This window comes from Craterilacuibacter sp. RT1T, from assembly GCF_023502145.1.
GTDB lineage: Bacteria > Pseudomonadota > Gammaproteobacteria > Burkholderiales > Chromobacteriaceae > Craterilacuibacter.
In genome coordinates this window covers 26,124-52,011 of record NZ_JAMFLI010000014.1, presented here as the reverse complement: position 1 = coordinate 52,011, position 25,888 = coordinate 26,124, and the positions used below count along the sequence as shown (strand labels likewise).

General features: G+C 61.4%; 21 protein-coding genes. 13 read left to right on the top strand and 8 right to left on the bottom strand.

What is annotated here, in order from left to right; translation table 11 throughout:
* Positions 1 to 49 precede the first annotated feature (49 nt).
* Positions 50 to 2,098 (top strand): methyl-accepting chemotaxis protein, encoded by a 2,049-nt coding sequence (locus M3P88_RS14910; RefSeq protein WP_249616783.1) that lies wholly within the window; start codon positions 50 to 52, stop codon positions 2,096 to 2,098.
* A 73-nt stretch (positions 2,099 to 2,171) separates the two neighbouring features.
* Here M3P88_RS14910 and M3P88_RS14905 read toward each other — a convergent pair whose 3' ends face one another.
* The 5 genes from M3P88_RS14905 to M3P88_RS14885 form a co-directional block, all read right to left on the bottom strand.
* Positions 2,172 to 4,118: a diguanylate cyclase domain-containing protein gene (locus M3P88_RS14905; RefSeq protein WP_249616782.1), complete on the bottom strand. Its 1,947-nt coding sequence runs from the start codon at positions 4,116 to 4,118 to the stop codon at positions 2,172 to 2,174.
* Positions 4,119 to 4,127: 9 nt separating this feature from the next.
* Positions 4,128 to 4,529: a YfiR family protein gene (locus tag M3P88_RS14900; RefSeq protein ID WP_249616781.1), complete on the bottom strand. Its 402-nt coding sequence runs from the start codon at positions 4,527 to 4,529 to the stop codon at positions 4,128 to 4,130.
* Between the two features lie 83 nt (positions 4,530 to 4,612).
* A complete protein-coding gene (locus M3P88_RS14895; protein WP_249616780.1) occupies positions 4,613 to 6,613 on the bottom strand; it encodes a TonB-dependent receptor plug domain-containing protein in 2,001 nt (666 codons plus the stop codon).
* A gap of 58 nt (positions 6,614 to 6,671) precedes the next feature.
* Entirely contained in the window at positions 6,672 to 8,705 is a 2,034-nt protein-coding gene (locus M3P88_RS14890) for a TonB-dependent receptor plug domain-containing protein (protein WP_249616779.1), read from the bottom strand.
* On the bottom strand, positions 8,702 to 8,845 hold the full coding sequence (locus M3P88_RS14885) for a hypothetical protein (RefSeq protein WP_249616778.1): 144 nt from the start codon (positions 8,843 to 8,845) through the stop codon (positions 8,702 to 8,704). The genes M3P88_RS14890 and M3P88_RS14885 overlap by 4 nt, the downstream gene beginning before the upstream one ends.
* A gap of 97 nt (positions 8,846 to 8,942) precedes the next feature.
* Here M3P88_RS14885 and rsxA point away from each other — a divergent pair, with 97 nt between their 5' ends.
* From rsxA to M3P88_RS14840, 9 genes are all read left to right on the top strand, one after another.
* Positions 8,943 to 9,524 carry an electron transport complex subunit RsxA gene (rsxA, locus tag M3P88_RS14880; RefSeq protein ID WP_249616777.1) on the top strand — a complete coding sequence of 194 codons (582 nt, stop codon included), beginning with the start codon at positions 8,943 to 8,945 and terminating at the stop codon, positions 9,522 to 9,524.
* Positions 9,525 to 9,535: 11 nt separating this feature from the next.
* Complete coding sequence (rsxB, locus tag M3P88_RS14875; protein ID WP_249616776.1) at positions 9,536 to 10,099, top strand: electron transport complex subunit RsxB; 564 nt, start codon at positions 9,536 to 9,538, stop codon at positions 10,097 to 10,099.
* Positions 10,096 to 12,108 (top strand): electron transport complex subunit RsxC, encoded by a 2,013-nt coding sequence (rsxC, locus tag M3P88_RS14870; RefSeq protein WP_249616775.1) that lies wholly within the window; start codon positions 10,096 to 10,098, stop codon positions 12,106 to 12,108. The genes rsxB and rsxC overlap by 4 nt, the downstream gene beginning before the upstream one ends.
* Before the next feature lies 1 nt (position 12,109).
* A complete protein-coding gene (locus tag M3P88_RS14865; protein ID WP_249616774.1) occupies positions 12,110 to 13,144 on the top strand; it encodes an RnfABCDGE type electron transport complex subunit D in 1,035 nt (344 codons plus the stop codon).
* Complete coding sequence (gene rsxG, locus M3P88_RS14860) at positions 13,137 to 13,754, top strand: electron transport complex subunit RsxG (protein ID WP_249616773.1); 618 nt, start codon at positions 13,137 to 13,139, stop codon at positions 13,752 to 13,754. The genes M3P88_RS14865 and rsxG overlap by 8 nt, the downstream gene beginning before the upstream one ends.
* 11 nt (positions 13,755 to 13,765) lie before the next feature.
* Positions 13,766 to 14,473: an electron transport complex subunit E gene (locus tag M3P88_RS14855; RefSeq protein WP_249616772.1), complete on the top strand. Its 708-nt coding sequence runs from the start codon at positions 13,766 to 13,768 to the stop codon at positions 14,471 to 14,473.
* Positions 14,473 to 15,105 carry an endonuclease III gene (nth, locus tag M3P88_RS14850; RefSeq protein WP_249616771.1) on the top strand — a complete coding sequence of 211 codons (633 nt, stop codon included), beginning with the start codon at positions 14,473 to 14,475 and terminating at the stop codon, positions 15,103 to 15,105. Before M3P88_RS14855 ends, nth begins: the two co-directional genes overlap by 1 nt.
* An 89-nt stretch (positions 15,106 to 15,194) precedes the next feature.
* Complete coding sequence (locus M3P88_RS14845; RefSeq protein WP_249616770.1) at positions 15,195 to 16,670, top strand: DegQ family serine endoprotease; 1,476 nt, start codon at positions 15,195 to 15,197, stop codon at positions 16,668 to 16,670.
* A gap of 261 nt (positions 16,671 to 16,931) precedes the next feature.
* Positions 16,932 to 17,636, top strand: coding sequence for a type 1 glutamine amidotransferase (locus tag M3P88_RS14840; RefSeq protein ID WP_249616769.1), 705 nt, complete (start codon positions 16,932 to 16,934; stop codon positions 17,634 to 17,636).
* Positions 17,637 to 17,659: 23 nt separating this feature from the next.
* Here the strand turns inward: M3P88_RS14840 and M3P88_RS14835 are convergent, their stop codons facing one another.
* Positions 17,660 to 18,127 carry a CYTH domain-containing protein gene (locus M3P88_RS14835; protein WP_249616768.1) on the bottom strand — a complete coding sequence of 156 codons (468 nt, stop codon included), beginning with the start codon at positions 18,125 to 18,127 and terminating at the stop codon, positions 17,660 to 17,662.
* A 73-nt stretch (positions 18,128 to 18,200) separates the two neighbouring features.
* A complete protein-coding gene (locus M3P88_RS14830; protein ID WP_249616767.1) occupies positions 18,201 to 21,470 on the bottom strand; it encodes a DUF748 domain-containing protein in 3,270 nt (1,089 codons plus the stop codon).
* Between the two features lie 163 nt (positions 21,471 to 21,633).
* Between M3P88_RS14830 and M3P88_RS14825 the strand changes: the two genes are divergently transcribed.
* Both M3P88_RS14825 and M3P88_RS14820 read left to right on the top strand, forming a co-directional pair.
* Positions 21,634 to 21,789 (top strand): hypothetical protein, encoded by a 156-nt coding sequence (locus tag M3P88_RS14825; protein WP_249616766.1) that lies wholly within the window; start codon positions 21,634 to 21,636, stop codon positions 21,787 to 21,789.
* An 18-nt stretch (positions 21,790 to 21,807) separates the two neighbouring features.
* Entirely contained in the window at positions 21,808 to 23,148 is a 1,341-nt protein-coding gene (locus M3P88_RS14820; protein WP_249616765.1) for a glutamine synthetase family protein, read from the top strand.
* A gap of 63 nt (positions 23,149 to 23,211) precedes the next feature.
* On the opposite strand, the gene M3P88_RS14815 is transcribed toward M3P88_RS14820, so the two are convergent.
* Positions 23,212 to 24,510, bottom strand: coding sequence for an acetyl-CoA hydrolase/transferase family protein (locus M3P88_RS14815; RefSeq protein WP_249616764.1), 1,299 nt, complete (start codon positions 24,508 to 24,510; stop codon positions 23,212 to 23,214).
* A gap of 206 nt (positions 24,511 to 24,716) precedes the next feature.
* Here M3P88_RS14815 and earP point away from each other — a divergent pair, with 206 nt between their 5' ends.
* Complete coding sequence (earP, locus tag M3P88_RS14810; protein WP_249616763.1) at positions 24,717 to 25,865, top strand: elongation factor P maturation arginine rhamnosyltransferase EarP; 1,149 nt, start codon at positions 24,717 to 24,719, stop codon at positions 25,863 to 25,865.
* Positions 25,866 to 25,888 lie beyond the last annotated feature (23 nt).

The window sequence follows — 25,888 nt, the reverse complement described above, 5'->3', positions numbered from 1 at the left end:
CCATTCAAATCCCGAAAGCCAGTCCATATTTTCCCTGCGTACTTTGCTCTTGCGACAAACCCTGTTGATTGCTGCCGTCATTCTGGCGGGCGCTTTGCTGGTGGCGCAACAAAGCGTCCATCTAAATGAAGCCGAGGCGGCCAACCGCCAGACCAGCACCGCCATCGCGGCATTTAAGGATGTACGCTTTCACGTTGTCCAGATTCAGCAATTTTTAACCGATGCTTCCGCCGTCGGCGTGGCAGATTTTAGCGATGCGCGCCAGCATCGCGACCGCGCCAAAGCGCTATTGCAGCAACTGGGCCAGCAACAAACGACGCTCGCCAACGAAATCCACGCTGCTTCTGCACTGATTGATCCGCTGTACAACACCGGCGAGCGCATGGCCCATGCTTATATCGACAGTGGGCGGGAAGCCGGCAATGTCATAATGAAGCAGCCGGAAACCGGATTTGATGCCGCCGCCGCTCGTCTGGCCGGCACGCTAGATCAACTGGCCAGCAGGCTGGACGCCAAAGTCGCGGCGGACACCGCACAAGCGGATGCCAGCATACGCGATTTGATTTACACCAGCTGTGGTGTCTCGCTGCTAGCCCTGCTGCTGCTACTGGGCGGCAATATCCGTCTGGGAAAACGCCTGTTTTCCATCATGGGTGGCGAACCGGCGATGGCCCAGCAACTGGTACGCGCCGTGGCAAATGGACGCCTGCAAACGCATGAAAACACGCGCGGCGACAGCGATAGCATACTGGGCAGCCTGGAGCAGATGGTCAGGCAACTGGCCCAGCATTTGCGCAATATCCATCAGGCCAGCCAGCAAATTGCCGTCTCCTCCTACCAGATATCCGAAATCAGTAGCGACATCGTCGGCGTCAACCGCATCCAATCGGAACAGGCGCGGGAGGTGAACGACGCATCCACGGCCGTGCAAACGGCCGTCAGCGAAGTGAAGCTATTGTCCGATCAGGCGATCGCACAGGTCGAAGAAACCCGGCGACGCGCACAAGATGGACTAAAAGCGGTACAAAACAGCCAGGCAGAAATGGGCACAATCGGCGAGCGCACACAAGAGGCCGAGGATAAAGTCAGAGCCCTCACGCAAGCCGGCGAAGAGATAGGCAATATCGTAGATGTGATCCGCCATATCACCGAGCAAACCAATATTCTGTCGCTCAATGCGGCCATCGAGGCTGCGCGCGCAGGCGAATCCGGGCGTGGCTTTGCCGTTGTCGCCGATGAAGTACGCAATCTAGCTCAGCGTACCGCCAGCGCCACCAATGACATCATGGCCATCATCCAGCGTTTTTCCACTTTACTGGCCGAGAGTGGCCATGCCATCAATGCGATTGCCAGCAGCACGCAAAGCGGGTTGGCACAGTCAGCCAATACGCTGGCAACGATAGATGCCATCGCCCAAAGCGCCGAAGACACACGTCAGGTTGCCCACCAAATTCACCATGTGGTCGATCAGCAAAACGAGTGCGTCTTGCGTCAGCAAATGCGCCTGTCCGGCCTGTACGACACGCTGGAACAAAGTACGGCACGCGTACACACCACCGGCTTGATCAGCCACGACTTGTACGAGGTCACCCAAAAATTGCGCGATCTGCTGGCCAGCTTCGAGTTTGAACGCGAGCCGGAAGCGCTACTGCCGGTCAGCGAGCAGCGCGCCAAGCCTCGGGCCGACAACAAACTACTGGTCAAGCTTAACCATCGCCAGCAGCAACTGGAATGCATCAGCACCGACCTGTCGCTGTCCGGCATGAAGCTGCGTCTTCCCACACCGCTGATACAGCCTGATGGCGATGTACAACTGGAAATCATGACCCCGTTTGCCAATCTGGATGACTACCGCAATCAGCAGCCTTTGCGCCTGAAAGGCAAGATTGTCTGGCAGAAAGAGGTAGAACAACAAACCATGCTGGCACTCAATTACGCCGCACAGTTGTCGGCCAATGAAAAGGCACGGCTGGAGAGTTGCTTCGCATTTCTGGGCAAGGCCGCCCATTTCAGTGCGCCGTCCTCATCGGCGCAGATGATCGGTAAAAAAGAACCCGTCATCAAGCACTCACAGCAGGGTCTGTCGCCCGCGCGCTGATGCTTATCCGGGCGGCGCAGGCGGGCATACCCCGTTGCCGCCGCTATCCTGGCTGGAGAGGCTGGCGGCGAGCCTAAGCCTGCACACCATCCCTGTAGATGCAAACCTGATTGCGGCCACCGCGTTTGGCCAGATACATCGCCTCATCCGCCTCGCGGATCAGGCTATCCAGGTCCTGCGTCTGCAACGACCACAAAGACAGGCCGATACTCGGCGTAATATGCAAAACGTGCCCGCCGCATAGGGCTTCCCCGCCCACTTCGGTCAAGAGTTTGTTGGCTATTGCGGCAGCTTCTTCGGCCTGCACGGCAGAGAGCAGCAACACAAACTCGTCGCCACCAAAACGCGATACCGTATCACTGGCGCGCACTCCGGCCTCCAGCCTGCGGGCCACTTCCCGCAGCAAGGCATCACCAACGGCGTGCCCCAAGGTATCATTCACCCACTTAAAGCGATCCAGATCGACAAACAGCACGGCAAAACCCAAGCCGTCGCGCTGGGCACGCGCAAGCGCAACCCGCGCACGGTCATAGAACAAGGTGCGATTGGGCAGACCGGTCAGGCCATCGTAATGCGCCAGATGCTGAATGCGCTGGTTTTCTTCTTTGATGCCGGTGATATCGCGCGACAAGCTGATGTAGTTACAGGTTTGACCAGCCGTATCACTAACGGTCGCAATAGACACCCAGGACGGGTAAGTCGCCCCGCTCTTTCGCCGGTTAAGCAACTCGCCATTCCAGACGCCGGCCTGACACAACTGTTGCCACATCTCGATATAAACCTCGGGCGGGGTAGAACCGGCGCTCAACAGCGATGGTTTACGTCCCAGCACCTCGTTAGCGCTGTACTCGGTGATCCGGCTAAAGGCGCGGTTGGTCGAAATAATCAGCCCTTGCGCATCGGTAATCACAATCGCCTCGTGCGAGGCCTCGAACACGCTGGCCGCCAACCTCAAATCGGCGTCCCTTTGTCGGCGCTCGGTCACGTCGAGCAGGGTCGCCACGGCACCACCGGCCCGGCCATCGGACACATACAGGGGGCTCGCCTCGACCGACACCCACACCTCGGCATCGTCCCGGTCATTAAGGCGAACCTCGAGCGCGTGCTCGTGGCAGCCGTCCAGCACGGCCTCAAGCATGCGTCCGGCTTCGCGCCGGCTATGCGGATGAACGAAATCGAGCGTTCCGTGTTCGGCCTCGCCCACCATCTGCCTGAACATGCGGTTGGCAAACACCAGTCGGCCGGTCTCATCGAATTGCACGACCCCCACCGGCACGCTCTCGACCAACTTGTTGTAGCGCTCCTCGCTCTGACTGAGCTGTTGTTCGGCGCGGCGCAACTCCGCTTCGCGGTAGGCACCGATGGTCGTTAGCATTTCGTCGAGACGGCGGGCCAATTGCCCGAGTTCATCGTCGCACAGCACCTGAGCGCGTAGCGAATAGTCCTGGCTGAGCGCCACCTTTTCCATCAGCGAGCTGAGTTGGGAAATCGGCGCGACGATGTCGCATAGCAGACGGCGCATCATGAAAAATGCACCCAGTATGGCCAGCAGCGCGACCGCGACGGCGACCGCCGCTTTCTGCAGCCATTGCGCCGCAAAGCTGGAAACGTCGTAGTCGATGCGAAGTACACCCAGCGCGCGCGCCTTCAGTCGAACGGGGGCATCGATCCGCGAATGACTATCGGAGGTGGCAGCATGAGTCTCCGAGTGATACTCGGCAAACAAGCGCCCCCCAGGCAACAGCAGTTGCGCCCGAGTTACGGCTGGCGATGCACGCAGCGCCGCGAGCGTTTCTGCCGCAGCCTCTTGGTCGTCAAAGTGCAAGGGCACGGCAACGTTGTCGGCGACAATGCGCGCCTCGGTCTCGATCGCTTGGCGCACCAGCGCGTTCGACATCCGGTAGTCATTGACTAGCAACCACGCCGTCGACAAGACAATACTAAACACCAGCGACACCAGGCCAATCAGCTGCAGCTTGCCACTGACGCTCAGATGCCGGTAAACACGGAGCTGACGCACAAGCCCTCCTCAATACACGGTGCGCGCCAGCCTGAGCAGGCGGGCACCGACACGCAGACCGGCGCGACTGATCGCCCCGCTGTTGGCTTCGAAATATAGCCGGCTGTTTTCCATTCCCAACCCGACCATGGCTCCGTCACGCGCGCAGCGCCAGTTCTCGCACACGCTCAATACCGGCTCGCGCTCGATGCGCCGCACCCACTGGGTAAACTCGGCTACCGGCATCTGACCCAGGTACACCACCTGGCAGCCGCCGAGTGCACCGTCGCGCGCAAGACGCACCACCTTGAGCCCACCCTGCCCGTCCAGCGCGCGAAATGCCGGCCAGTCCTCGTCAGGCACTGCCGCGCACAGCCGCCGGGACGTGCCGGCATCCTCAGGCCACTGCACGAAGTCGAGCAGTTTCTGCACGAACACGGCCTTGTGCCCGGCATCCCCGGCCCAAGCCGGACCCGCCAGTACACAGCACGTGACCAGCGCTAAACCTATCCTTGTCATGGCGTATAGCGGACCCCCAACCAAACGGTACGGCCAGATGCATCCTCCAGCGTATCTTGCGACAAGCGCTGGTAATCCCGTCCGGTCAGGTTCAATACTTGCAGGCTAAATTCAGGGCCCTTGAGCCATGGCCGGGCAGTCAAATACATATTGGCGACGCCAAAGCCCCCCGCGCGTTCGACCGTGACAACGGAGTGCCTGGCCGAAACCGCCTGCCACTCGATCGCGCCCTGATAGCGCCCATCCTCCGTCTGCGCGTCAAGCCCTGCGCTGGCCACCCACTCGGGCGTGGTGGAGGGCTGGCTACCCGCCGCGTCCCGGCTCTTCTGCCTAGCAAGGTTGGCGTAGCCGCCCACCCCCGACGCGGACCGCCAGCTGGCGGCAAGTTCGATACCGCGCGTTTTCACCGGCGCCTGGTTGAACGAAGACAAGCCATCTAACGCGGTGATCATGCCTTCGTTGCGGTTTGCAAACAGTGCAGCACTGCCGGAAAACATGCCTTGCCGGTACTCGAACAACAACTCATTGCTCTTGACCCGCTCCAGCCCAGGCTTCGGCATAGGCAACGCTTGGCCGCCCTCGCTCAGGGTCGAGTCGTATTCATAGGCGTTCGGCGGACGGAAAGCCTCGGCGTGGATCAGCTTGACCGTGCTAGAAGCACTTGGCGCCCAGACCAGCGCAAGCCTGGGCGATAATTCGCGTGCATAGCCTGTCACCTTGTCCAGACGCCCCCCTACCGTCAGCGCCCAGCTTTCGGCCAGTGCGACCTCATCCTGCAGATATACCCCGACGCTGTCGCGCGCCGAACTAGATGCCCTGGGATAAAACTCCACCCCGTTTTCCCAGTAGCGGTCACTGTAATCGCGCCAGAAATCGCGCCGCCACTCTACTCCTACACTTAGGCGCTGCCGATCGAATGCTTCGCTGGTCAAGCGGAGCTCACCGCCGCTCCAGCGTGACGATACCCGCCATGGCATCAAAATAGGCTGGTGGCCCGGCAGGAGTTCACCTTCATCCGGTTGCCATGGCAACGTTTCACTTTTTTCTACATACGCACGGGATCCCTCGCCGACACTAAACAGCGCGGCCAACTCACTCTGCTCACCCAGCGCCCAGCGCCCCGAGCCACCCAGCAAGTATTGCCGGCTGGAGCCGGTGGTTGAATAGGGATAACTATCGCCATCCGACTCGGCCAGCAAGGTGCCATGCGAATCCCGGTGCCTGCGCGACGCCAGCGCCACCAGCCGGTATTGACCGGCATCCATCGTCAACGACACTTGCTCGTTATATTCGGAAAAGTCCTCGAGGTTGCTGGCGCGCCCAACCCCGTCCCACCATTGACCGTCGATCCGGCTGTCCCGCGCTGGGTTACCCCGACGAGCGCCCGACAATCGCCATTCGGCACCTCCCGGCGAGCTCCAACCCAGCGTAGCACCCAAGGAAACTGCGCCCGGCGTCGCCTGCGACCATACCGTCCCGCCTTCGGTCGCCCGCCCGCGGCGGGTGATCACGTTGACCACGCCGTACAAAGCATTGCCGCCGTACAGCGTCGAGCCCGGCCCCTTGATGAATTCGATGCGCTCGACCGCCTCGATATCGACCAAGCTGTCGTAACCCAGCAGGGCCTGGTCGTACATGCCGTCATTGACGCGGTGTCCATCAACCATCAGCAGGATGCGAGCGCCCCAGTCGAGCCGCTGGTTGGCGCTGCTGCCACGCAGGGCCAACGTCGAACCGCTCGACACATGCCCGACGAACACGCCCGGCACCCGCACCAGCGCGTCCGCAATCGTCCGGTAACCATAGCGGCGGATCTCCTCGGCGGTAATCACGGTAACGTTGGCCGGCGCCTCGGCGATCAGCTGCCGGCTCTTGCTTGCGCCGACCACCTCGGTCGCGAGCAGGTCTTCGAGCGACTGTCCGGCCAGGTCGGTAGCGCCAGCCACAGGCACCAGCAACATGGACAACATTGCACTCAGGTGGGGTTTCAGGTACACGGCAAAACCTCAATACTTGCAGCCCTTCCGATGGGCAGACGGTTGGATCGGATCCTTCTCACAGCGTGTAGCGCAGCCCCAGCCAGGCTTCACGCCCGCGCGCACCCAGCGCGCTGCCCATGGCTGGCAAAAGGAAGTCGCGGTCGAACAGGTTGAGCACCTGCAAGTTCAACTCGATCTGCTTGCTCCACGGTCGAGCCAGCACATTCAGGTTAGCTACGCAGTAACCGGGCAGGCGCGGTGCTGTCTGGTCCATCGTGCGGCGCGCCGACATCGCCTGCCACTCCAGCGCTGCCTCCAGCCGCTTGCCGAACCAGCGCGCGTCGACGCCGGCACTCGCAGTCCACTCGGCCGTGTTGCCCGGCCACCGGCCCGCTTGGTCGCGGCTGCGTTGCTGACTGACGCTGGCGTAAGCGCCCGCGCCTTGCGGATCGCGCCAGGTGGCAGACAGCTCCACGCCGCGGGTGGTTACTGGGCCCAGGTTCTCGGTGTGCCACTGGCTAGGGTCTTCCCATAGGGGCAAGAAGGTGATCATGTCGCGGATGCGGCTGTGGTAAACCGATGCCGTGCCGCTGAAAAAACCGCTGCGGTATTCGATCAGCAGTTCGTCGTTGCTCGCTTTCTCCAATCCGGGGCGCTGGCCGGCGTAAGGCCCCGGGTTCCCGTTGACCAGGAAGGTGTCGTCATACTCGTACTGGTTAGGCGAGCGAAATGCCTCGCCATGCATCAGCTTGACGGTGGTCGACGCGGACGGGGTGTAGATCAGCGCTGCCCGTGGTGACGCTTGCGCGCCGTAGTGGCTGACCTTGTCGACGCGGCCGCCGAGCGTCAGCAACCAGTTGTCGGCCAAGGTGAGCTCGTCCTGCACGTATACGCCGATACTGCTGCGCCCGCCCTGCCCTGAGGTTTCAAGCTGAAAGCCGTCGGAAACCACCCATTGTTCGTGCCGCGCGCGTGGATGATCCTTGCGCCACTCGAGCCCGCCCACCCAGCGCTGGCCGGCGAAGGCCTCACTTGTCAGCCTCAGCTCGGCACCGTTCCAGGTGTTGCCGTCACGCATGGATGCACGCATCTGCGGGGCGGCGGGATGTAGAAAACCACCCCTCTGATCCATGCGGATGCGGTGGCGGGCCACGTTGAACAGCGCGGTCAGCTCGGTCTGCTCGCCCAGCGCCCACCTGCCCTGCCCGCCGAGCAGGTACTGCTCGCCCTCTTGGGTGGCATTAAGGGCATGTTCAGGCATGGCAAAGTGCGGCCTCTGCAAGCGAGCCACGTCCAGCTGCCATCGCGACGCCGCCGCGACCAGCGAGTAGTTGGCGCCGTCGAGCTTGGCAAACAAACTGTCCTTGCTTTGCCCAGCCGAATAATGGTTGTCAAACAGGCCGAGACCAGGCTGCACATTACCTAGTACCTGGGTGGATAGCCGAGGCTGCTGTTCGCGCGAAGCCGAAAACAGCCACTGTTGGCCGCCGGGCAGCACCCCGCCGGCAAGCCCGCCGGCCGAACCTTCGCCGCGAGAGCCGCGCGCCCACAGCTCGGCCCCGTCGACCGCCTTGCCGCGCTTGGTGATCACGTTGACCACGCCGAACAAGGCGTTACCGCCGTACATAGCCGCCCCTGGCCCCTTGATGAATTCGATGCGTTCGACCGTCTGCAGGTCGACGATGCTGTCGTAGGAGAGTAGCGCCTGATCAAACAGCCCGTCATTCATGCGGTGGCCATCAATCATCAGCAACAGCCGACTGTTCCAGTCGTAGAATTGGTTGGCGCTGCTGCCGCGCGAGGCGACGCTCGCCGTCTGATAGCCGACCGAAACCTGCAGCCCGGCCACGCGCGACAAGGCCTGCGCCAGCGTGCGGTAGCCGTAACGGCGGATGTCCTCGGCCGTAATAATGGTGACATTGGCCGGCGCCTCGGCGATCAGCTGCCGGCTCTTGCTCGCGCCGACCACCTCGGTGGCGAGCAGGTCTTCAAGTGAACCGGCCAGCAAATTGCCCTGATCATGACTATCTGCCGCGTAGCTTGCCGTCAGGGGCGTACACGCCAGCATGCCGAGCAGACCCAACTGCGGCCAAACCTTACGCTTACTCATCTTTGAAAAAAATGACTCCAATTTAAAAACACAATCAAATCAAATTTATTAATTTCATAATATTTTATCATTAATAATGAATAAGACATAGAACCGGACCATCCTTCCACTTCCACTTCCACTTCCACTTCCACTTCCACTTCCACTCCCGTGCTCGTATGCGATCAGTCCATGAAACTTGTGACTCACGCGCGAAAACCGGATAATTTCGTCCTTTGCCCGAGCGCGAACCTTGCCATGGACTTCGGACACTATCTGCTCATCCTCGTCGCCACCGTACTGGTGAACAATGTGGTGTTGGTGCGCGTACTGGGCCTGTGCCCGTTTATGGGCGTCTCCAAAAAGCTGGATGCCGCCATCGGCATGGGCGCAGCCACGGCTTTTGTGCTGACGCTAGCCTCCGGCACCAGCCATCTGATCAACGAATTGCTCATCGCTCTGGGGCTAGAATATCTGCGCACCCTGTCCTTTATCGTGGTCATCGCCGCCATCGTGCAGTTCACCGAGATGGTGATCCACAAGACCAGCCCCATGCTGTATCAGGTGCTGGGCATCTATCTGCCGCTGATTACCACCAACTGCGCGGTGCTGGGTGTGCCGCTCTTGAATGCGCAAGAACACCACAACTTTGCCGAGTCGCTGGTTTTCGGCTTTGGCAGCGCGGTCGGTTTTTCCCTGATCCTGATTCTGTTCGGCGCCATGCGCGAGCGGCTGGAAGGCGCGGATGTGCCGGCGCCCTTCAAGGGTTCGGCCATTGCCTTTATCTCGGCGGGGCTGATGAGCCTGGCTTTTATGGGCTTTTCCGGCCTGGTCAAATAAGAAAGTAAAGCATGAGCGGTTTTCTGACTGCGCTGGCAATCATGGCGGCCCTCGCCATCTTGCTTGGCGCGATTCTCGGTTTTGCCTCGGTGCGTTTTCGCGTCGAGGCCGACCCGCTGGTCGACAAGATCGACGCCATCCTGCCGCAGACACAATGCGGCCAGTGCAGCTTCCCCGGCTGCCGCCCCTACGCCGAAGCCATTGCCGGCGGCGAAGCCGATATCAACCAGTGCCCGCCCGGCGGCGAAGACGGCATCCGCAAGCTGGCCGAGCTACTGGGCGTGGACTTCAAACCGTTTGACGAGGGCGCGATTGAAGTCAAACCCAAATCGGTGGCACTGATAGACGAAACCACCTGCATAGGCTGCACCTTGTGCATACAGGCCTGCCCGGTCGACGCCATCGTCGGCGCGGCCAAGCAGATGCACACCATTATTGCCAGCGAATGCACCGGCTGCGAGCTGTGCCTGCCGCCCTGCCCGGTCGACTGCATACAGATGGTGCCGGTTGGCACCACGGTGGCCAACTGGAAATGGTCGTATCCAGTGATTCCGATCAAGGTGGTAAAGGCATGAGCACGCTCTCCCGCTTTCACGGCGGCATCCATCCGCCCGAATTCAAGACGCTGTCCAATGGCACGCCGATCGCGACCCCGCCTTTGCCGGCGCAGCTGGTCGTGCCGCTGTCCCAGCACTTGGGCAACCCGGCCAAGGCCTGCGTCAGCATCGGCGAGCGGGTACTGGCCGGTCAGCGCATAGGCGAAGCCGACGGACGCATCTCGGCTGCGGTACATGCGCCCACTTCCGGCCTGATCCGCGCCATCGGCCCGCACGCCGTGGCCCACCCCTCCGGCCTGTTGCAGGACTGCATCGTCATCGACAGCGACGGGCTGGATCATTGGAGCGCGCCTAGCCCGCTGCCAAACTGGCAAGAAGCCGGCAACGACGAAATCCGCACCTTTTTGCGCGATATGGGCGTGGTCGGCCAGGGCGGTGCCGTGTTCCCCACCAGCCTCAAGCTGGGCGTGACGACGCTGGAGCAACTCATCGTCAACGGTGCCGAGTGCGAGCCGTTTATCAGTTGTGACGACAGGCTGATGCGCGAACGCGCCGCCGAGATCGTCGACGGCATCCGCATCGCCGCACACTTGATGCGCCCGCGCGCGGTGCTGATCGGCATCGAGGACAACAAGCCCGAAGCCATCGCCGCCATGCGCGCAGCCTGCGCCGGCAGCGGTTTTGAAGTGCTCGCCATTCCCACCCTGTACCCGTCCGGCGGCGCCAAGCAACTGATACGTCTGCTAACCGGCAAGAAAGTACCGCATGGCGTGCGCGCGACCGATATGGGCGTGCAGTGTTTCAACGTCGGCACCTTGTATTCGCTCAAACGCGCCATCGTGGATGGCGAACCGGTCGTCAGCCGCATCCTCACCCTGACCGGCAATCTGGCACGCCCCGGCAATATCGAGGCACGCATCGGCACGCCGTTTGCCCATCTGCTTAACTGGGCCGGCATGCAAGCAGACAATGAAGGCGTGATCATGGGCGGGCCGATGATGGGCTTTGATCTGCCCGGCCTAAACGCCGGTGTCAGCAAGGCCAGCAATTGCCTGATTGCCAAGAGCCGCGCGCTGTTTCCGCCGCGCCCGCAGGCGATGCCCTGCATACGCTGCGGCGAATGCGCCAAGGTCTGCCCGGCCGAGTTGCAGCCTATGGATCTTTACTGGTTCGCCAAGGCCAAGGATATGGGCCGCGCTCAGGAAGCCGACCTGTTCGACTGCATAGAATGCGGTGCCTGCAGCTATGTCTGCCCCAGTCAGTTGCCGCTGGTGGATTTTTACAAATTCGCCAAGGATGAGATCTGGGCGGCCGAACGCGAAAAGAAGGCAGCCGACCGCGCCCGCATGCGCCACGACTTCCGCCAGTTGCGTCTGGAACGCGACAAGGCGGAAAAAGCACAGCGTCTGGCCGCACGCGCCACGCCCGCTCCCGAGCGCAGCGCCGCACCCGACCCGGACAAGGCGGCCGCCATCCGCGCGGCCATGGCGCGCGCCGCCGAGAAAAAAGCCGAAGGGGGGAGCACACCGGCCAAAACGCCATTAAGCGACGACGCCAAACGCGCAGCCATTGAAGCGGCCATGGCACGCGCCGCCGCCAACAAGGCGGCACGCGAGTCTGCCGTCAGTCATGCAGCGGCGCCGGGCGATGAAGCCAAACGCGCGGCCATTGAAGCGGCGATGGCACGCGCCGCCGCGCGCAAAGCGGCCCAAAGCGCAGAAGCGGATGCGAAAGGCAGCAGCGATAGCGCCGCAGGCGTGAGCCCGGCACCTGCGCCCAAACCCGTCATGGATGCGGACAAACGCGCCGCAATTGAAGCGGCCATGGCGCGCGCAGCGGCTAAAAAAGCCGCCCAAAGCGCAGCAGCGGATGCGAAAGGCAGCAGCGATAGCGCCGCAGGCGCAAGCTCCGCTCCCGCGCCCAAACCCGTCATGGATGCAGAAAAACGCGCTGCGATTGAAGCGGCCATGGCGCGCGCAGCGGCTAAAAAAGCCGAGCGCGATGCGGCACAGAAAGGCGACCACTAAGATGCACGCTCCCTATATCGCACGGCCGACCACCGTGTCCGTCATCATGCTCAAGGTGCTACTGGCCTTGCTGCCGGCCATTGCCGTCAGCGTCTGGTTTTACGGCATCGCGCTGCTGGTGCAGCTGACCTTGGCCAGCGCCACCGCCTTGCTGGCCGAAGCGGCCATGCTGCGTCTGCGCGGCCTAGCCATTGCCCCCTTTCTCAAGGATGGCAGCGCCCTGCTCACGGCCTGGCTATTGGCGCTGTCCATGCCGGCGCTGGGCGCATGGTGGCTGATCGTGGTGGCCACGCTGTTTGCCATCGTGGTGGGCAAGCAACTCTATGGCGGGCTGGGCAATAACCCGTTCAACCCGGCCATGGTCGGCTTTGCCGTGGCCATGGTGTCGTTTCCGGCGCAGATGGCGCACTGGGGCATGCCGCATGGCCCGCTGGACAGCAGCGCACAACTGGCGTGGATTTTCAGCCGCGAGCTGCCTGCCGGGCTGAGTCTGGACGCCATTTCCATGGCCACCCCGCTGGACTATTTAAAAACCCAGCTATTGCTGGGTGGCAGCGATATCGCCAGCCTGAAAGAGGCGCCCATGTTCGGCCATATTGCCGGCGTCGGCAGTGAATGGGTGGCGCTGGCCTATCTGGCTGGCGGCCTGTTTTTGCTGCAGCAGCGCGTCATCCGTTATCAGGCGCCGCTGGCGATGCTCGCGGGTCTCACCACACTGGCCGTGCCCTTGTGGCTATGGCAGCCGGCGCATTATGTCGACCCGCTGTTCCATCTGGTGGCCGGCGCGACCTTGCTGGCCGCCTTTTTCATCGTGACCGATCCGGTCTCCGGCCCGACCAGCGCCCGTGGCCAGCTGATCTTCGGCTTTGGTGTCGGCCTGCTGATCTATGTGATCCGCGTGTTCGGCGGCTACCCTGATGCGGCGGCCTTTGCCGTGCTGCTAATGAATATCGCCGTCCCCCTGATCGACCAGCTCACCCGCCCGCCGGCCTTTGGCAAACGCAAGCGCGCAAAAAAGGCAGACCAGCATGCTTAACGCCGCCCGCCAAGCCAGACGCAGCGCCCTGACCCTGCTGGTCTTTGCCTTGGTCACCACCGCCATACTGGCACTGACCTATGCGCTCACCCATGACACGGTGCGTGCCAATGAAGATGCGGCGCGCACCCGCCTGATGGCACAAACCCTGCCCGAGGGCAGTTTTAACAACGACCTGATTGCCGACCCGGTGGCGCTGAATCCGGCCCAGCGCCAGACGCTGGGCCTGCCTGACAACGCCACGGCCTTTATCGCACGCCAGGATGGCAAGCCGGTGGGTCTGGTATTTGAAAGCGTGGCGCCCAATGGTTATGGCGGCAAGATCCGCCTTTTGGTCGGCATTCTGGCGAACGGTCAAGTCAGCGGCGTGCGCGTGATCGCGCACAAGGAAACCCCGGGGCTGGGCGACTATATCGACCACGCCAAAAGCCGCTGGAGCGAACAGTTCAGCGGCAAGGGCATAGAAGCGCGCTGGAAAGTCAGCAAGGACGGTGGCGACTTCGACTATATGAGTGGTGCCACCATCTCGGCACGCGCCGTCAGCGCCGCCGTCGGGCGTGTGGTCACACTGTTTGACGCCAACCGCCGCCAATTTCTGGCCCAACCGTAAAGGAAAGCGCAATGCAAGCAAACACGGATGCCAGGCCTTGGCGTGACATTATCCATAACGGACTGTGGAAACAGAACGCCGGTGTCGTGCAGCTATTGGGCCTATGCCCGGTGCTGGCGGTCAGCACCAGCGTGGTCAATGGTGTTTCGCTGGGGCTGGCCACGACCCTGGTCACCACGGTGTCCGGCGCGGCAGTGGCCACCTTTCGCCATACCATACCCAATGAAATCCGCAATCCGGTATTCATCATGCTGATCGCGGCGCTGGTCACCTGCGTCGATCTGGCGATGAATGCCTGGATGCACAGCCTGTACCTGGTGCTGGGGATTTTCATTCCGCTCATTACCACCAACTGCATTGTGATGGCGCGCGCCGAGGCCTATGCCTCGCGCAATACGGTGCCCGAGGCCGCACTGGACGGGCTGATGATGGGGCTGGGGCTGACTGGCGTACTGGGCATTCTGGGCGGCATGCGCGAGCTGATCGGACGCGGCACCCTGTTTTCTGGTGCCGAACTGGTGCTGGGCGATATCGGCCACGCGCTGGTGCTGCATGTGGTGCCGCCGACTTTCAATTACCAGTTTTTACTGGCGCTGCTGCCACCGGGCGCTTTTTTCGGCCTGGCCTTGCTGATTGCCGGTAAAAACTATCTGGACGCCCGTGCGCGCCAACGCAGCAGCCGCCCGGCGGCGACAGACAATGAAACGGTCAATGCCTGATGAATCCTGCCAAACGCCGCGCCATTTACCAGACCCTGCAGCACGATAACCCGCACCCGACCACCGAGCTTGAGTACGGCAGCCCGTTCCAGCTCTTGATCGCCGTGCTGCTGTCGGCACAGGCGACCGATGTGGGCGTCAACAAGGCGACACGACGCCTGTTCCCGATCGCACCGACACCGCAAGCCATGCTCACGTTGGGCGAAGCGCGTCTGGCCGAGGCGATCCAGACCATAGGGCTGTACCGCACCAAGGCGCGCAATACCATCGCCACCTGCCGCTTGCTGCTGGAAAAATACGGTGGCGAAGTGCCAACGACGCGCGAAGCACTGGAAAGCCTGCCCGGTGTCGGACGCAAAACGGCCAATGTGGTGCTCAACACCGCCTTTGGCGTGCCGACCATTGCCGTCGACACCCATATTTTTCGCGTCGCCAACCGCACCGGCCTCGCGCCGGGCAAGGATGTACGCGAGGTGGAAGACAAGCTCTTGCGCTTCACGCCACCCGAGTTCCGTCAGGATGCCCATCACTGGCTAATCCTGCTCGGACGCTACACCTGCAAGGCGAGAAAACCCGAATGTGGACGCTGCATTATTCGCGAGCTCTGCGAATACCGGGCAAAACCGTTATGATTAAGCAATGCAGCACTTGAAATCATGGCCCCGCGCTGCATGTAAATGGGGCTGGCGGCATCTACCGCTGCCACTGTAAAGGATTTGTTGTGAATATCAGCCTACGCGCCTTCGCCATCACCCTGTTTGCACTGTCCACCCTCACCGGCTGCGACAAGATCAGCCAGCTGATCAAGGGCGAGCAGCCTATTTCCAAAGTCGCGGTGCCGGCACAAGACGGCCGTGTGCAGATGCTGCTGCCCGACTTCACCTTGCTGGTCGAGCGCGATGGCCCGTCGGTAGTCAATATTCAGGCCACCCGTGGCAGCGACAATCTGGCCAGCCCGCGCCAGAGCCAGTTGCCCGGCGGCATTCCGGAAGACGATCCGTTCTACGAATTCTTCAAACGCTTTGTGCCGCCCGACCAGCAGGACAATCCGCCAGATGAAGGCGTGTCCTTTGGCTCCGGCTTTATCATCAGCGACGATGGCTACATCCTGACCAATGCCCATGTGGTGTCCGGCGGCAGCCAGATCAAGGTCATGCTGACCGACCGGCGCGAGGTCAAGGCCAAGCTGGTGGGTCTGGACAAGCGCACCGACGTGGCCGTACTCAAGATAGACGTAACGGGTCTGTCGGCGGTCAAGATAGGCAACCCGGCCGAGCTCAAGGTCGGCGAATGGGTGGCCGCCATCGGCGCACCATTCGGTTTTGAAAACACCGTGACCGCCGGCATCGTCTCGGCCAAGGGCCGCAGCCTGCCGGATGAGAGCTATGTGCCGTTTATCCAGACTGATGTCGCCATCAACCCGGGCAACTCCGGCGGCCCGCTGTTCAACCTGAAGGGCGAAGTGGTCGGCATCAACTCGCAGATCTATAGCCGTTCCGGCGGCTTTATGGGCATCTCCTTCGCCATTCCGATCGATATCGCGATGGATGTGGTCGAGCAGCTCAAGACCAAGGGCAAGGTCAGCCGCGGTCAGCTGGGCATCCATATCCAGGAGTTGACGCAGGAGTTGGCGCAATCCTTCGGCCTGGATCGGCCGCATGGCGCGCTGGTGGTGCGGGTCGAACCCGATGGTGCCGCAGCCAAAGCTGGTGTGCAGCTGGGCGACATCATTATCAAGCTCAACGACAAGGTGGTGGACAGCTCGCGCGACCTGCCTATTCTGGTTGGCGCCATGCAGCCGGGCACCGAGGTGAAACTCACGCTATGGCGCAAGGGCAAGGAGCAGGTCGTCACCGCTAAACTGGCCGAGCTCAGCCCCGAGCCGAATGAGGCGGCCTCGGCTCCGTCAGGCGAAGTTCAGCCGTTCAACTTCGACAAGATAGGGCTGATCGTGACCGAGCTTACGCCCGAGCAGAAAAAAGAGCTGGGCGTCAAAGGCGGCTTGCTGGTGCAAAAAGTAAAAGGCATCGCGGCGCGCTCCGGCCTGATGTCGGGTGATGTGATCATCGGCATCAACCAGAACGAGGTCGGCACGGTCAAAGGCTTCGAGCGCGAACTGAATGCCGCGCGCGGCAATATTGCGCTACTGGTACGGCGCATGGACAACACGCTGTTCATTCCGCTGAAAATCGAATAACACCATTGCCGCCCTTCGGGGCGGCATTTTTTTGGCGCATCTTCGGTGGCGAGTGGTTGCAAATGAGCGCAGGGTGCTAAGTCCGCTGTGCCGACGCTTCTGACTTGCCACTTGCCACTTGCCACTTGCCACTTGCCGCAAGGGCCGGCGAGCCTGGCCAGGATGGGTGCTGATGCATGAATAGCGTGCCATCGCATGCGATAAACACCCGCGCCTAGCTGGGCATCGCCTATTTTTTGCTTGTTTCACCAAGGGGAAAACATGAAACCGGTCGCCATTTTCCAGCACTACCCGGGTGAAGGTCCCGGTTATTTTGCCGAATTCGCCGAACGCGTCCACCTGAAAACCCGCCTGTTCCAGGGTTATGAAGGTCAGGCGCTGCCGGAAAGCTGCCGCGACTATGCAGGCTTGGTGGTCATGGGCGGGCCGATGAGCGTGCGTGACCGCCTGCCCTTTGTCGAGGCGGAAAAAAGGCTGATTGCCGAGGCGGTCAAACTGGAGATACCGGTGATCGGCCACTGTCTGGGCGGACAACTGCTGGCTGAAGTGCTGGGCGGTGAAATCACCGACAACCCCGGCGGCAGCGAAATCGGCTGGCATCCGCTGTCCAGCCATGAACCCGCCGGCGCACATTGGTTTGGCGCAGCCGACGGCGTCGAAGTGTTCCACTGGCATAGCGAAAACTTCACCCTGCCTAGCGGTGCACAGCTATTGATGTCCAGCGCCCACTGCCCGCACCAGGCTTTCAGCCACGGCATCCATCTGGGCATGCAGTTCCATATCGAGATGACCAGCCATATGCTGGAACACTGGAGTGAATGCGAGGATGAGCTGACACCGCACTTGGGCAAGCCCGGGGTGCAAGAAGCACTCGAACTCAAGGGCAATGCCACACAAAGGGTGCTGGCCTCCAACCGTCTGGCCGAACACGCTTACCGCGTATGGGCGCAAGGCTTGAAAGCCTGAGAACCGGTTCACGATCTGAGGTCTTACCAGCTTTTGAACGGGTGCTGCATCAGCGCCGAATTGTAATAGCGCGCCTCGCCCGTGACTTCCGCGCCCAGCCATGCAGGACGCAGGAAGGCTTCGTCTTCATGATCCAGTTCGATCTCGGCGACAATCAGCCCCTGGTTGTCGCCGAAGAATTCGTCAACTTCAAAAGTATGGACGCCAGCCGTGACCAGATGGCGCGTTTTGTCGATCACGCCCGGCTCGCACAAGGCCAGCAAAGCCTCGGCTTCGGCACGCGGAATTTCCCGCTCCCATTCGTAACGGCTGGCACCGGAGGCATTGCCTATGCCTTTGACGGTAATAAAACCCTGCTCGCCCTTTATGCGTACGCGTACGGTGCGCTCGGGCACCGATGACAAATAGCCTTGGGTAATGCGCTGCTGCGCATGGGCTGCAGTGCGAAAATCGCCCGTTACCAGAAATTTGCGTTCTATCTCGACAGCCATACGGCCTCCTTGCCCGGCATGCACCGGAAATCGTGTTATTTGGGCGATGCCCCAATTGATGGCTGCCCAGGCTTTACGCCCCCGCCGTATCCAGCTTGATACCCAGCTCGACACCATTGGCGTCTGAACCGGCCTTGTCCGGTGCACCCAAAGTCATACGCCCGGCAAGTGCGGCATCCACGTCCAGCATAATGGCGCGCGCCGCTGCCGCGCGCGCCTGCGCCAGCGCAATCAGTTCGGCATCGCTTACCGGCGTTGCCGCAATCATTTCTTCGCGCAAAGCACGGTAGCGCGCATCATTGTCCGGCAGTGCCAACAGGCGCTGTATCAGCTTGATGCGCCCTATCTTGTCGACGTACACCGACTTCACCGCATCCTGCATCGCAGGGTCACCCATGTCCGGCAACGGCAAGGGCTCGCCCGGCAAGAGCTGGAAGCGGGCCGCGGCCAAAATGGCGCGGTCTATCTTGGAGCGCGCCAGCGCCTGGCGGTCAGCCTCGGCATAGCGCCCGGCGATTTCCAGCTTCAGCTGCGGACGCTTTTGCAGCAGCACCGCCAGCTGATCCAGCTTTTCACGCTCGGGGGGAGACACCGCCGCTTCGCCCGGCACGGCATACACCGCGTCAAAGCCCTCGCCGCCCAGCAAGGCACCCAACGCGCGAAACGGCGCGGTGGCAACCTTGGTAATCACATTTTTCACGGCCTGCCAAACCAAATGGCCGACACTGAACTCGGGGTCATCCAGACTGCCACTGATAGGCAGATTCAGATCGATACGCCCATCGCCATCCTCCAGCAACGCGACCGCCAAACGCAGCGGCAAACGCGTGCCTTTATAGCCGGGCAACTCCTGCCCCAGCTTGAGGCTGTCTATGACCACGCGGTTGTCGGCTTTCAGTGCGCGCTGATCGAGGCGGTAATTCACATCCAGACTCAAGCGGCCATCGTCTACCTGCCAGCCGGCAAAACTCATCGAGTACGGGTTCAGGCTGTGTATCGGAATATTGCGAAACGCCAGCGCAATATCGAGGTCATCGGTCACCGCCTGCGGCGCCAACGAGCCCTTGATGCGCACATCGCCGTAGCGGTCGACTTCGCCATTAAAAGACAGTGCGGCACGGCGGCCGGCGCGACTGGAGAGCCCCAGTACCGAACCGTTCAAGTCATGCATGCGCGTGGCAAAAGCAGGCTGCATGCCCTGATCGGCAAAATCAAGCTCCCCCTGAATCACGCGCACGCTGGCGATATCCACGGCATAGCCCGGACCTTGTTTGGCGGCGGCAGGCTTGGCCGTCGCCGTCTTGCCGGCAAACAGTTTTTCTATATTGCTGCTGCGCTTTTCATCCAGTAAGAAGCGTGCCACCGGCTTGTTCAGGCGGATTTCGGCAATGCGCACACGCTTGGCATCCGCCTGCAAGCCCTGTATTTGCAGACGCTGCCAGGCGAGTAAAGGCCGGGTCTGGCCCGGCTCCATGACCGCTAGCCGTGCAATATCGCCCTGGCCGCGCACCGACCAGTTTGCCCCTTGCCAGCGTGCATCCAGCGCCGCCGACAGCGTGCCCGAGCGCAGGCGTAGCGGCGTGCCGGCCAAGGCATAAGGCGCAAGCGCTTGTAACGGCAGCCCCTTAAGCGCCAGTCTGGCCTGACCGCTGTCATTCTCTAAGCTGGCGCGTCCATTCAAATCAAGCTGCCCGCCTTGCACGCGGCCATTCAGCGCGACGGCCAGCGCCTCCTCTTCCGGCGTAACCGTGCCGGCAAGACCGGTGAGCGCCAGTGTCAGCGGCGTCGCCATGGCCTCGTCGCGCCAGCGCACACTGCTGTCGGCCAGCGTCAGCTGCGGCAAATGCGTCTGCCAGGCATGGCCGCTGGCAGGCGCCGCCTTGGGTTTGGGCAAACCCGGACGCTGCTGCAAATAATGCGCAATATTGATCTGCCCGTCGCGCCGCTGTACGACGTCCAGCTGCAAGCCGGCCAAACTTAGCGTGCCGGCGTCCAGCTTGCGCGCCGCGGTGTCCACATTCAGCCCCTGCAGGGCAAGCGCAGAGAGCTGCAACCAGCGTGCTTCCCCGCTTTGCAGTGCCAAAGCCGCCAACTGCCCCTGCACCTGATCGACGCGCAGCGCACCGGCGCTATCCAGCCGCATCCGTGCCGACGCCTCGGGCAACTGCCCCGATACCCGCAAAGGCTGGGTAAAGCCTGCGTCATCCAGCTGGAACTGTGCATTTTTAAGCCGTAATTTATCCAGTGACAGGCTTAAACCGGGAGCCGCTGCGGCGGGCTTGACCCCGCCCGAATCCGGCGCCGGCAAGGCCGCCTGCCAGTCAAGCACGCCTTGCGCATTGCGCAGGCCATGAAAGTTCAGGCCATCCAGTGTCACGCCCTGCACACGGGCGCGCATGCCCTCCAGCACAAAGCTGGCACCCGCCACGTCCAGCGTCTTGAGCAAAAGCGGGTTGCCGCTGCCCGGTGCCTTAAAAGCCAGATCGCGGCCTTGCAGCGCAAGATGCGGCAACACCAGCTCAGGCTGACTGCCCGGCATGGCAAAACGGTAGCGCGTATTCAGCGAGAGGCTGCCTTGCGCAGCGGCCAAATGCAGATGCGGCGCAAGCCACGGCCAAACGCTGGCCAGTTGCAAGCCGTGCAGCGCAAGCTCGCCCTGTGACGCCAGAGGAGACAGCCCCACCCGGCCTTGCCAGCTAAGGCGCGCCCCGTCGTTCAGGCGGGCATTCAGCTGCAATTGCCCATCGCGCCCGCTCAGGGTGGATAAATCATGCAGCGCCAGATCAAACGGAGTCAGCGCCGCCCTGCCGCCCGGCGTGCCCGCATCGTTCAGCACAACCACCCCTTGCTTGATGCGCAGCGCCTCGATCAGAACAGCAGGCAGACTGTCGTCGCTACGCTTGGCCTGCGCATCCTGGCTAGCCGCCGCATCGACCAGACGCGCCCAGTTCCACACCCCGGCTGCATCGCGCGCCAAGGTCAACTTGGGCGCCTCCAGGCTCAGCTCGGACACTTGCCAGCGTCCGGCCAAAAGTGCCCAGAGTTCGGCATTAATCAGCAGGCGCTTGGCCGCAAACAGCGGTGCGCCCTGACTGTCGCTTAGCGCGATGTCCCCCAGTTCGGCCCGCATGGCCCACGGGGCAATATCCACCTGACCCAGCTGCAGCTTGTAACCTATCCCCTGCGCCCAATCGGCCGCGCCTTTTTGCAACAGGCGTGGCGCCAGCGCGTACAAGCCCCCCCACAGCAGCGCCATCAACGCCAGCAAGGTAATGGCCAGTAATCGCAGACCACGCCAGCGTCTGGCCGGCTTGGCTATCTGTTCGGGAGCAGCTTGATTCATGAAGTTCTTGGATTCGTTATCGTGTCGTGTTGTCAATGATGGCACAGATGCCACACTCTTGGCCTGCGCTGCAGTTTTTCCTGCCAAATTCACGCATTAGTCATAGGATGCGTGTTGAGCATTTTAAACAGCTGTGCACCGCACAGCCCAAACGGAGCCGCTTATGCCCCATGTCCCATGGCCTGACCCCAAGGCCAACCTTGCCCTCGCCAGTATCGACGATTTAAACGATAGGCGCGCTTTTCTGATTCTGGCCCAGCGCAAAGGCGCACTGGTCAATTTTGCCCGCCGCGCCACCAGCTCCGGCGCTCACCCTTAATACACCCAAGGACTTGCCATGCATCACGCCGAACAAATCAACCAGTGGTTGGACGACAATCACATCACCGAAATCGAATGCCTGATCCCGGACATGACCGGGTTGGCCCGCGGCAAGATCGTGCCGCGCCACAAGTACAACCCCGCCGAAGGCTTGCGCCTGCCTGAAGCCGTGCTGTCGATGACCGTCACCGGCGACTACCCCGAGCAAGACTTTACCGCCGTATCCGACCCCGATATGCGTCTGCTGGCCGATGCCAGCAGTGTGCGTCCGGTACCGTGGGAAAAAGAGCCAACCGCGCAGATCATTCATGACTGCCTGAATTTTGACGGCACGCCGGCCGAACTGGCGCCGCGCAATGTATTAAAACGCATCCTCAAGCTCTATGAAGACGCCGGCCTCAAGGCCGTGGTCGCGCCGGAAATGGAGTTTTATCTGGTTGAAATCCAACCGGATGAAGACATCCCGCTTACCGCGCCGGTCGGCCGCACCCGCCGCACCGAAGCCGGGCGCCAGAGCTTTTCGATTGATGCGGTCAACGAATATGAAGACATCTTCGATGTGATGTATGACTGGTGCGAAGCTCAGGGCATTCAGCTCGATACGCTGATCCACGAGATGGGCACCGCCCAGATGGAGATCAACCTCGACCATGGCGACCCGCTGGCGCTGGCTGACCAGGCCTTTTTATTCAAGCGCACCGTGCGCGAGGTGGCCATCCGCCACAATATGTACGCCACCTTTATGGCCAAGCCGATGCAGGGCCAGCCCGGCAGCGCGATGCACATCCACCAGAGCGTGGTCGACATCAAGACCGGACAGAATATTTTTTCCAATAGCGATGGCACGCCATCGGAGGCGTTCTACCACTTTATCGGCGGCCTGCAGACCTATCTGCCACCGGCGATGCCGTTTTTCGCCCCGTATGTAAACTCCTATCGCCGCCTGTCGCGCTATACCTCGGCACCGATCAACCTGAGCTGGGGCTTTGACAACCGCACCTGCGGCCTGCGCGTTCCGCACTCCAGTCCCGAGGCGCGGCGCGTGGAGAACCGTCTGGCCGGTGTCGACGTCAACCCTTACCTCGCGATCGCCGCCAGCCTGGCCTGCGGTTATCTGGGCATGCAAGAGAAGCTCAAGCCGTCCGAGCCGCTGACCGGCAGCGCTTACGAGCAGCCGCATCAGCTGCCGCGCCATCTGGACGATGCGGCCGATCTGCTGCGCGCCTGCGAACCTTTGGCCGAAGTGTTTGGCCGCCACTTTATCGATACCTATTGCGCGATTAAAGAGGCCGAATACCGCGAGTATTTTGATGTAATCAGCCCGTGGGAGCGCCGCTTCCTCTTGCTGCACGTGTAAAAGTAAAAACAAGGGCTGGCGCATGCCAGCCCTTGTATAGAACTCAGCCGCTGGCTGAAGCACTTACAGCAGCTTCATCTTTCTGGCTTCCTCGGTCAGCTCGGCGCGGAAATTGGGGTGGGCGATCGCGATCAGTTCCTGCGCGCGCTGCCTGAGGTTTTTACCGCGCAACTGCGCAACACCGTACTCGGTCACCACATAGTTCACATCATTCTTGCTGCACGAAACAAAAGTCCCCTCGGCCAGCGTCGGTACGATGCGCGAAATCGTGTCGTTCTTGGCAGTAGACGGCGTCACGATAATGCCGCGCCCTCCTTTAGAGCGGTTGGCGGCACGGATAAAATCGGTCTGGCCGCCGGTACTGGAAAACGGCTTGTAACCCAGACTTTCCGAGCCGCACTGGCCGGCAAAATCCAGCTGTAAGGTGCCGTTAATCGCCACCAGATTATCATTCATGCCGGCGATAGCCGGGTCGTTGACGAAGTCGGACGGCCGCATCTCCAGCATCAGATTGTGGTGCATCGCCCGGTACAGACGCTGGCTACCCAGCGCGAACGTCGCAATCATCTTGCCCGGCATAAAGTTTTTCTTGCGACAGGTAATGGCACCGCTCTCCCACAGGGAAATAATGCCGTCGCCTATCATCTCGGTGTGTATACCCAGATCACGCTTATGCGTCAGCTGGGTCACCACCGCATCGGGAATGCCGCCAAAGCCAATCTGCAGCGTATCACCATCGTTGATCAGTCCGGCCACATGCGCACCAATGGCCTTTTGTACCTCGCCGATTTCCGCCATTTTCACTTCGCGCAGCGGCAGATTGCTCTCCACCACCGCGGCCACCTGCGAGATGTGTACATGACACTCGCCATAGGCAAAAGGGACATTCGGGTTGACTTCCAACACGATGGCGCGGGCGCTAAGGGCAGCGGCCATCGCATAATCCGCTCCCAGACTCAGGGAGAAATAGCCATGCTCATCCATAGGCGACGCCAGCGCGAACAGCACATCGGCCGGCAATTCGCCTCGCTTGATCATGCGCGGAATTTCGGAAAAATGGTTGGGCACCAGATCCGCCCACCCCTCTTGGCAAGGCTTGCGGGTGGTTCCACTCAAAAAGTAGGCCACATGGCGCACATGGTCGGTAGTTTCCGGGTCGAAGTAGCCATAATCGCCCAAGCCCAGCAACTGGTAGACCTTCACCCCCCTGAACTTGCGCCGCGCCTCACCAAGAGCAGTCAATAACTCAGGCGGCTCACTCGCTGCCGTCGGCACGACAATACTGTCGCCATCCTTCACCCAACCCAGTGCATCCGCTGCACCAAGCTGCTTTTGCCGATATAGATCCAATACGTTTTGCATTATTTTTCTCCCTTGCAGACCTGGCGGGCACTCAACAACCCTGATGCCAATAATGCCATAAGAATTATCTTTGAGCCTGCAAATTGCAAACGCCCCCCATCGGCCATCACATGCAATAAGAACCGGGCACAGGATATTGCGCAGGTTCCTCTTTCCCCTTGCACCCGCTGGCGCTACCATGGCGGCCTTTTGCAGGAGGGCGGCAGATGAAGCGCCAGCAGTGGGACGTGTTCTGCAATGTGATCGACAACTACGGCGATATCGGCATCGCCTGGCGTCTGGCGCACCAGATTGCACATGAGTACGAGCAGACGGTGCGGCTATGGGTCGACGATATGCAAAGCTTCGCCCGTATCGAACCCATGCTGGATGCGACCCTAGCGCAGCAGATGCTGGAAGGCGTCGAAATCCGCCACTGGCCGCGCGCTTTTCCCCATCAGGTCCAGGCTGCCGATATTGTGATCGAAGCCTTTGGCTGCACCCTGCCCGAGCCCTATATCACCGCGATGGCGGCACGCAGCCGCAAGCCGGTCTGGGTCAATCTCGAGTATCTGTCGGCCGAAGACTGGATTGAAGGCTGCCACGCCCTGCCCTCGCCCCATCCGCGTCTGGCGCTGACCAAGTGGTTTTTCTTTCCCGGCTTTAGCGAACAAAGCGGCGGCCTGATCTGCGAGGCCGGCCTGTTTGCCAGGCGCGATGCCTGGCAGGCCGATCTTGCCGGACAGCAAGCCTACTGGCACCGCCTGGGTCTTGCACCGCGCCAGCCAGACGAATTGATCATCAGTCTGTTTACCTATGAAAGCCCTGCCGTCGGCGACTGGCTGCAAGCCTGCGCCCATGGCACACAAGCGGTGCGGGTGATGGTGCCGCACGGGCGGGTCATCGCCGATGTCGCCCGCCTGTTCGGGCGCGACACGCTCATGGCCGGCGAAACGCTCAGCCTGGGCTCGCTTACGGTGCATGTGCTGCCGTTTAGCGAACAAAGCGAATACGACCAGCTGTTATGGTCGTGCGACTTTAATATCGTGCGCGGCGAAGACAGCTTTATGCGCGCCCAATGGGCAGCACGCCCCTTCTTGTGGCATATCTACCCGCAGGATGAAGACGCCCATATCGTCAAGCTCGATGCCTTTTTGCAACGCTACAGCCACAGCCTGTCCCCTGCGGCGAGGCAGGCACTGACCCACAGCGCCCATAGCTGGAATCGCGGCATAGGCATGGCGAATGCGTGGGCGGCTTTGCAGGAATATCTGCCTGAACTGGCAAGGCATGCCCGCATCTGGCCACAACAGGCACTGGGGCGCAGTGCACTTGCCGCTAGGCTGGTGCAAATGATTGAAAAACAGCTACAATAGCGCCCTCTTGGGGAAAGCATTCC

What these genes read in the sequence shown, in the direction of transcription:
- nth (WP_249616771.1), top strand. Translation starts at nt 14,473, where the DNA reads ATGAATCCTGCCAAACGCCGCGCCATTTACCAGACCCTGCAGCACGAT.
- M3P88_RS14840 (WP_249616769.1), top strand. Translation starts at nt 16,932, where the DNA reads ATGAAACCGGTCGCCATTTTCCAGCACTACCCGGGTGAAGGTCCCGGT.
- M3P88_RS14865 (WP_249616774.1), top strand. Translation starts at nt 12,110, where the DNA reads ATGCACGCTCCCTATATCGCACGGCCGACCACCGTGTCCGTCATCATG.
- earP (WP_249616763.1), top strand. Translation starts at nt 24,717, where the DNA reads ATGAAGCGCCAGCAGTGGGACGTGTTCTGCAATGTGATCGACAACTAC.
- rsxA (WP_249616777.1), top strand. Translation starts at nt 8,943, where the DNA reads ATGGACTTCGGACACTATCTGCTCATCCTCGTCGCCACCGTACTGGTG.
- M3P88_RS14815 (WP_249616764.1), bottom strand. Translation starts at nt 24,510, where the DNA reads ATGCAAAACGTATTGGATCTATATCGGCAAAAGCAGCTTGGTGCAGCG.
- M3P88_RS14835 (WP_249616768.1), bottom strand. Translation starts at nt 18,127, where the DNA reads ATGGCTGTCGAGATAGAACGCAAATTTCTGGTAACGGGCGATTTTCGC.
- M3P88_RS14830 (WP_249616767.1), bottom strand. Translation starts at nt 21,470, where the DNA reads ATGAATCAAGCTGCTCCCGAACAGATAGCCAAGCCGGCCAGACGCTGG.
- M3P88_RS14890 (WP_249616779.1), bottom strand. Translation starts at nt 8,705, where the DNA reads ATGAGTAAGCGTAAGGTTTGGCCGCAGTTGGGTCTGCTCGGCATGCTG.
- M3P88_RS14820 (WP_249616765.1), top strand. Translation starts at nt 21,808, where the DNA reads ATGCATCACGCCGAACAAATCAACCAGTGGTTGGACGACAATCACATC.
- rsxG (WP_249616773.1), top strand. Translation starts at nt 13,137, where the DNA reads ATGCTTAACGCCGCCCGCCAAGCCAGACGCAGCGCCCTGACCCTGCTG.
- rsxB (WP_249616776.1), top strand. Translation starts at nt 9,536, where the DNA reads ATGAGCGGTTTTCTGACTGCGCTGGCAATCATGGCGGCCCTCGCCATC.
- M3P88_RS14855 (WP_249616772.1), top strand. Translation starts at nt 13,766, where the DNA reads ATGCAAGCAAACACGGATGCCAGGCCTTGGCGTGACATTATCCATAAC.
- M3P88_RS14825 (WP_249616766.1), top strand. Translation starts at nt 21,634, where the DNA reads ATGCCCCATGTCCCATGGCCTGACCCCAAGGCCAACCTTGCCCTCGCC.
- rsxC (WP_249616775.1), top strand. Translation starts at nt 10,096, where the DNA reads ATGAGCACGCTCTCCCGCTTTCACGGCGGCATCCATCCGCCCGAATTC.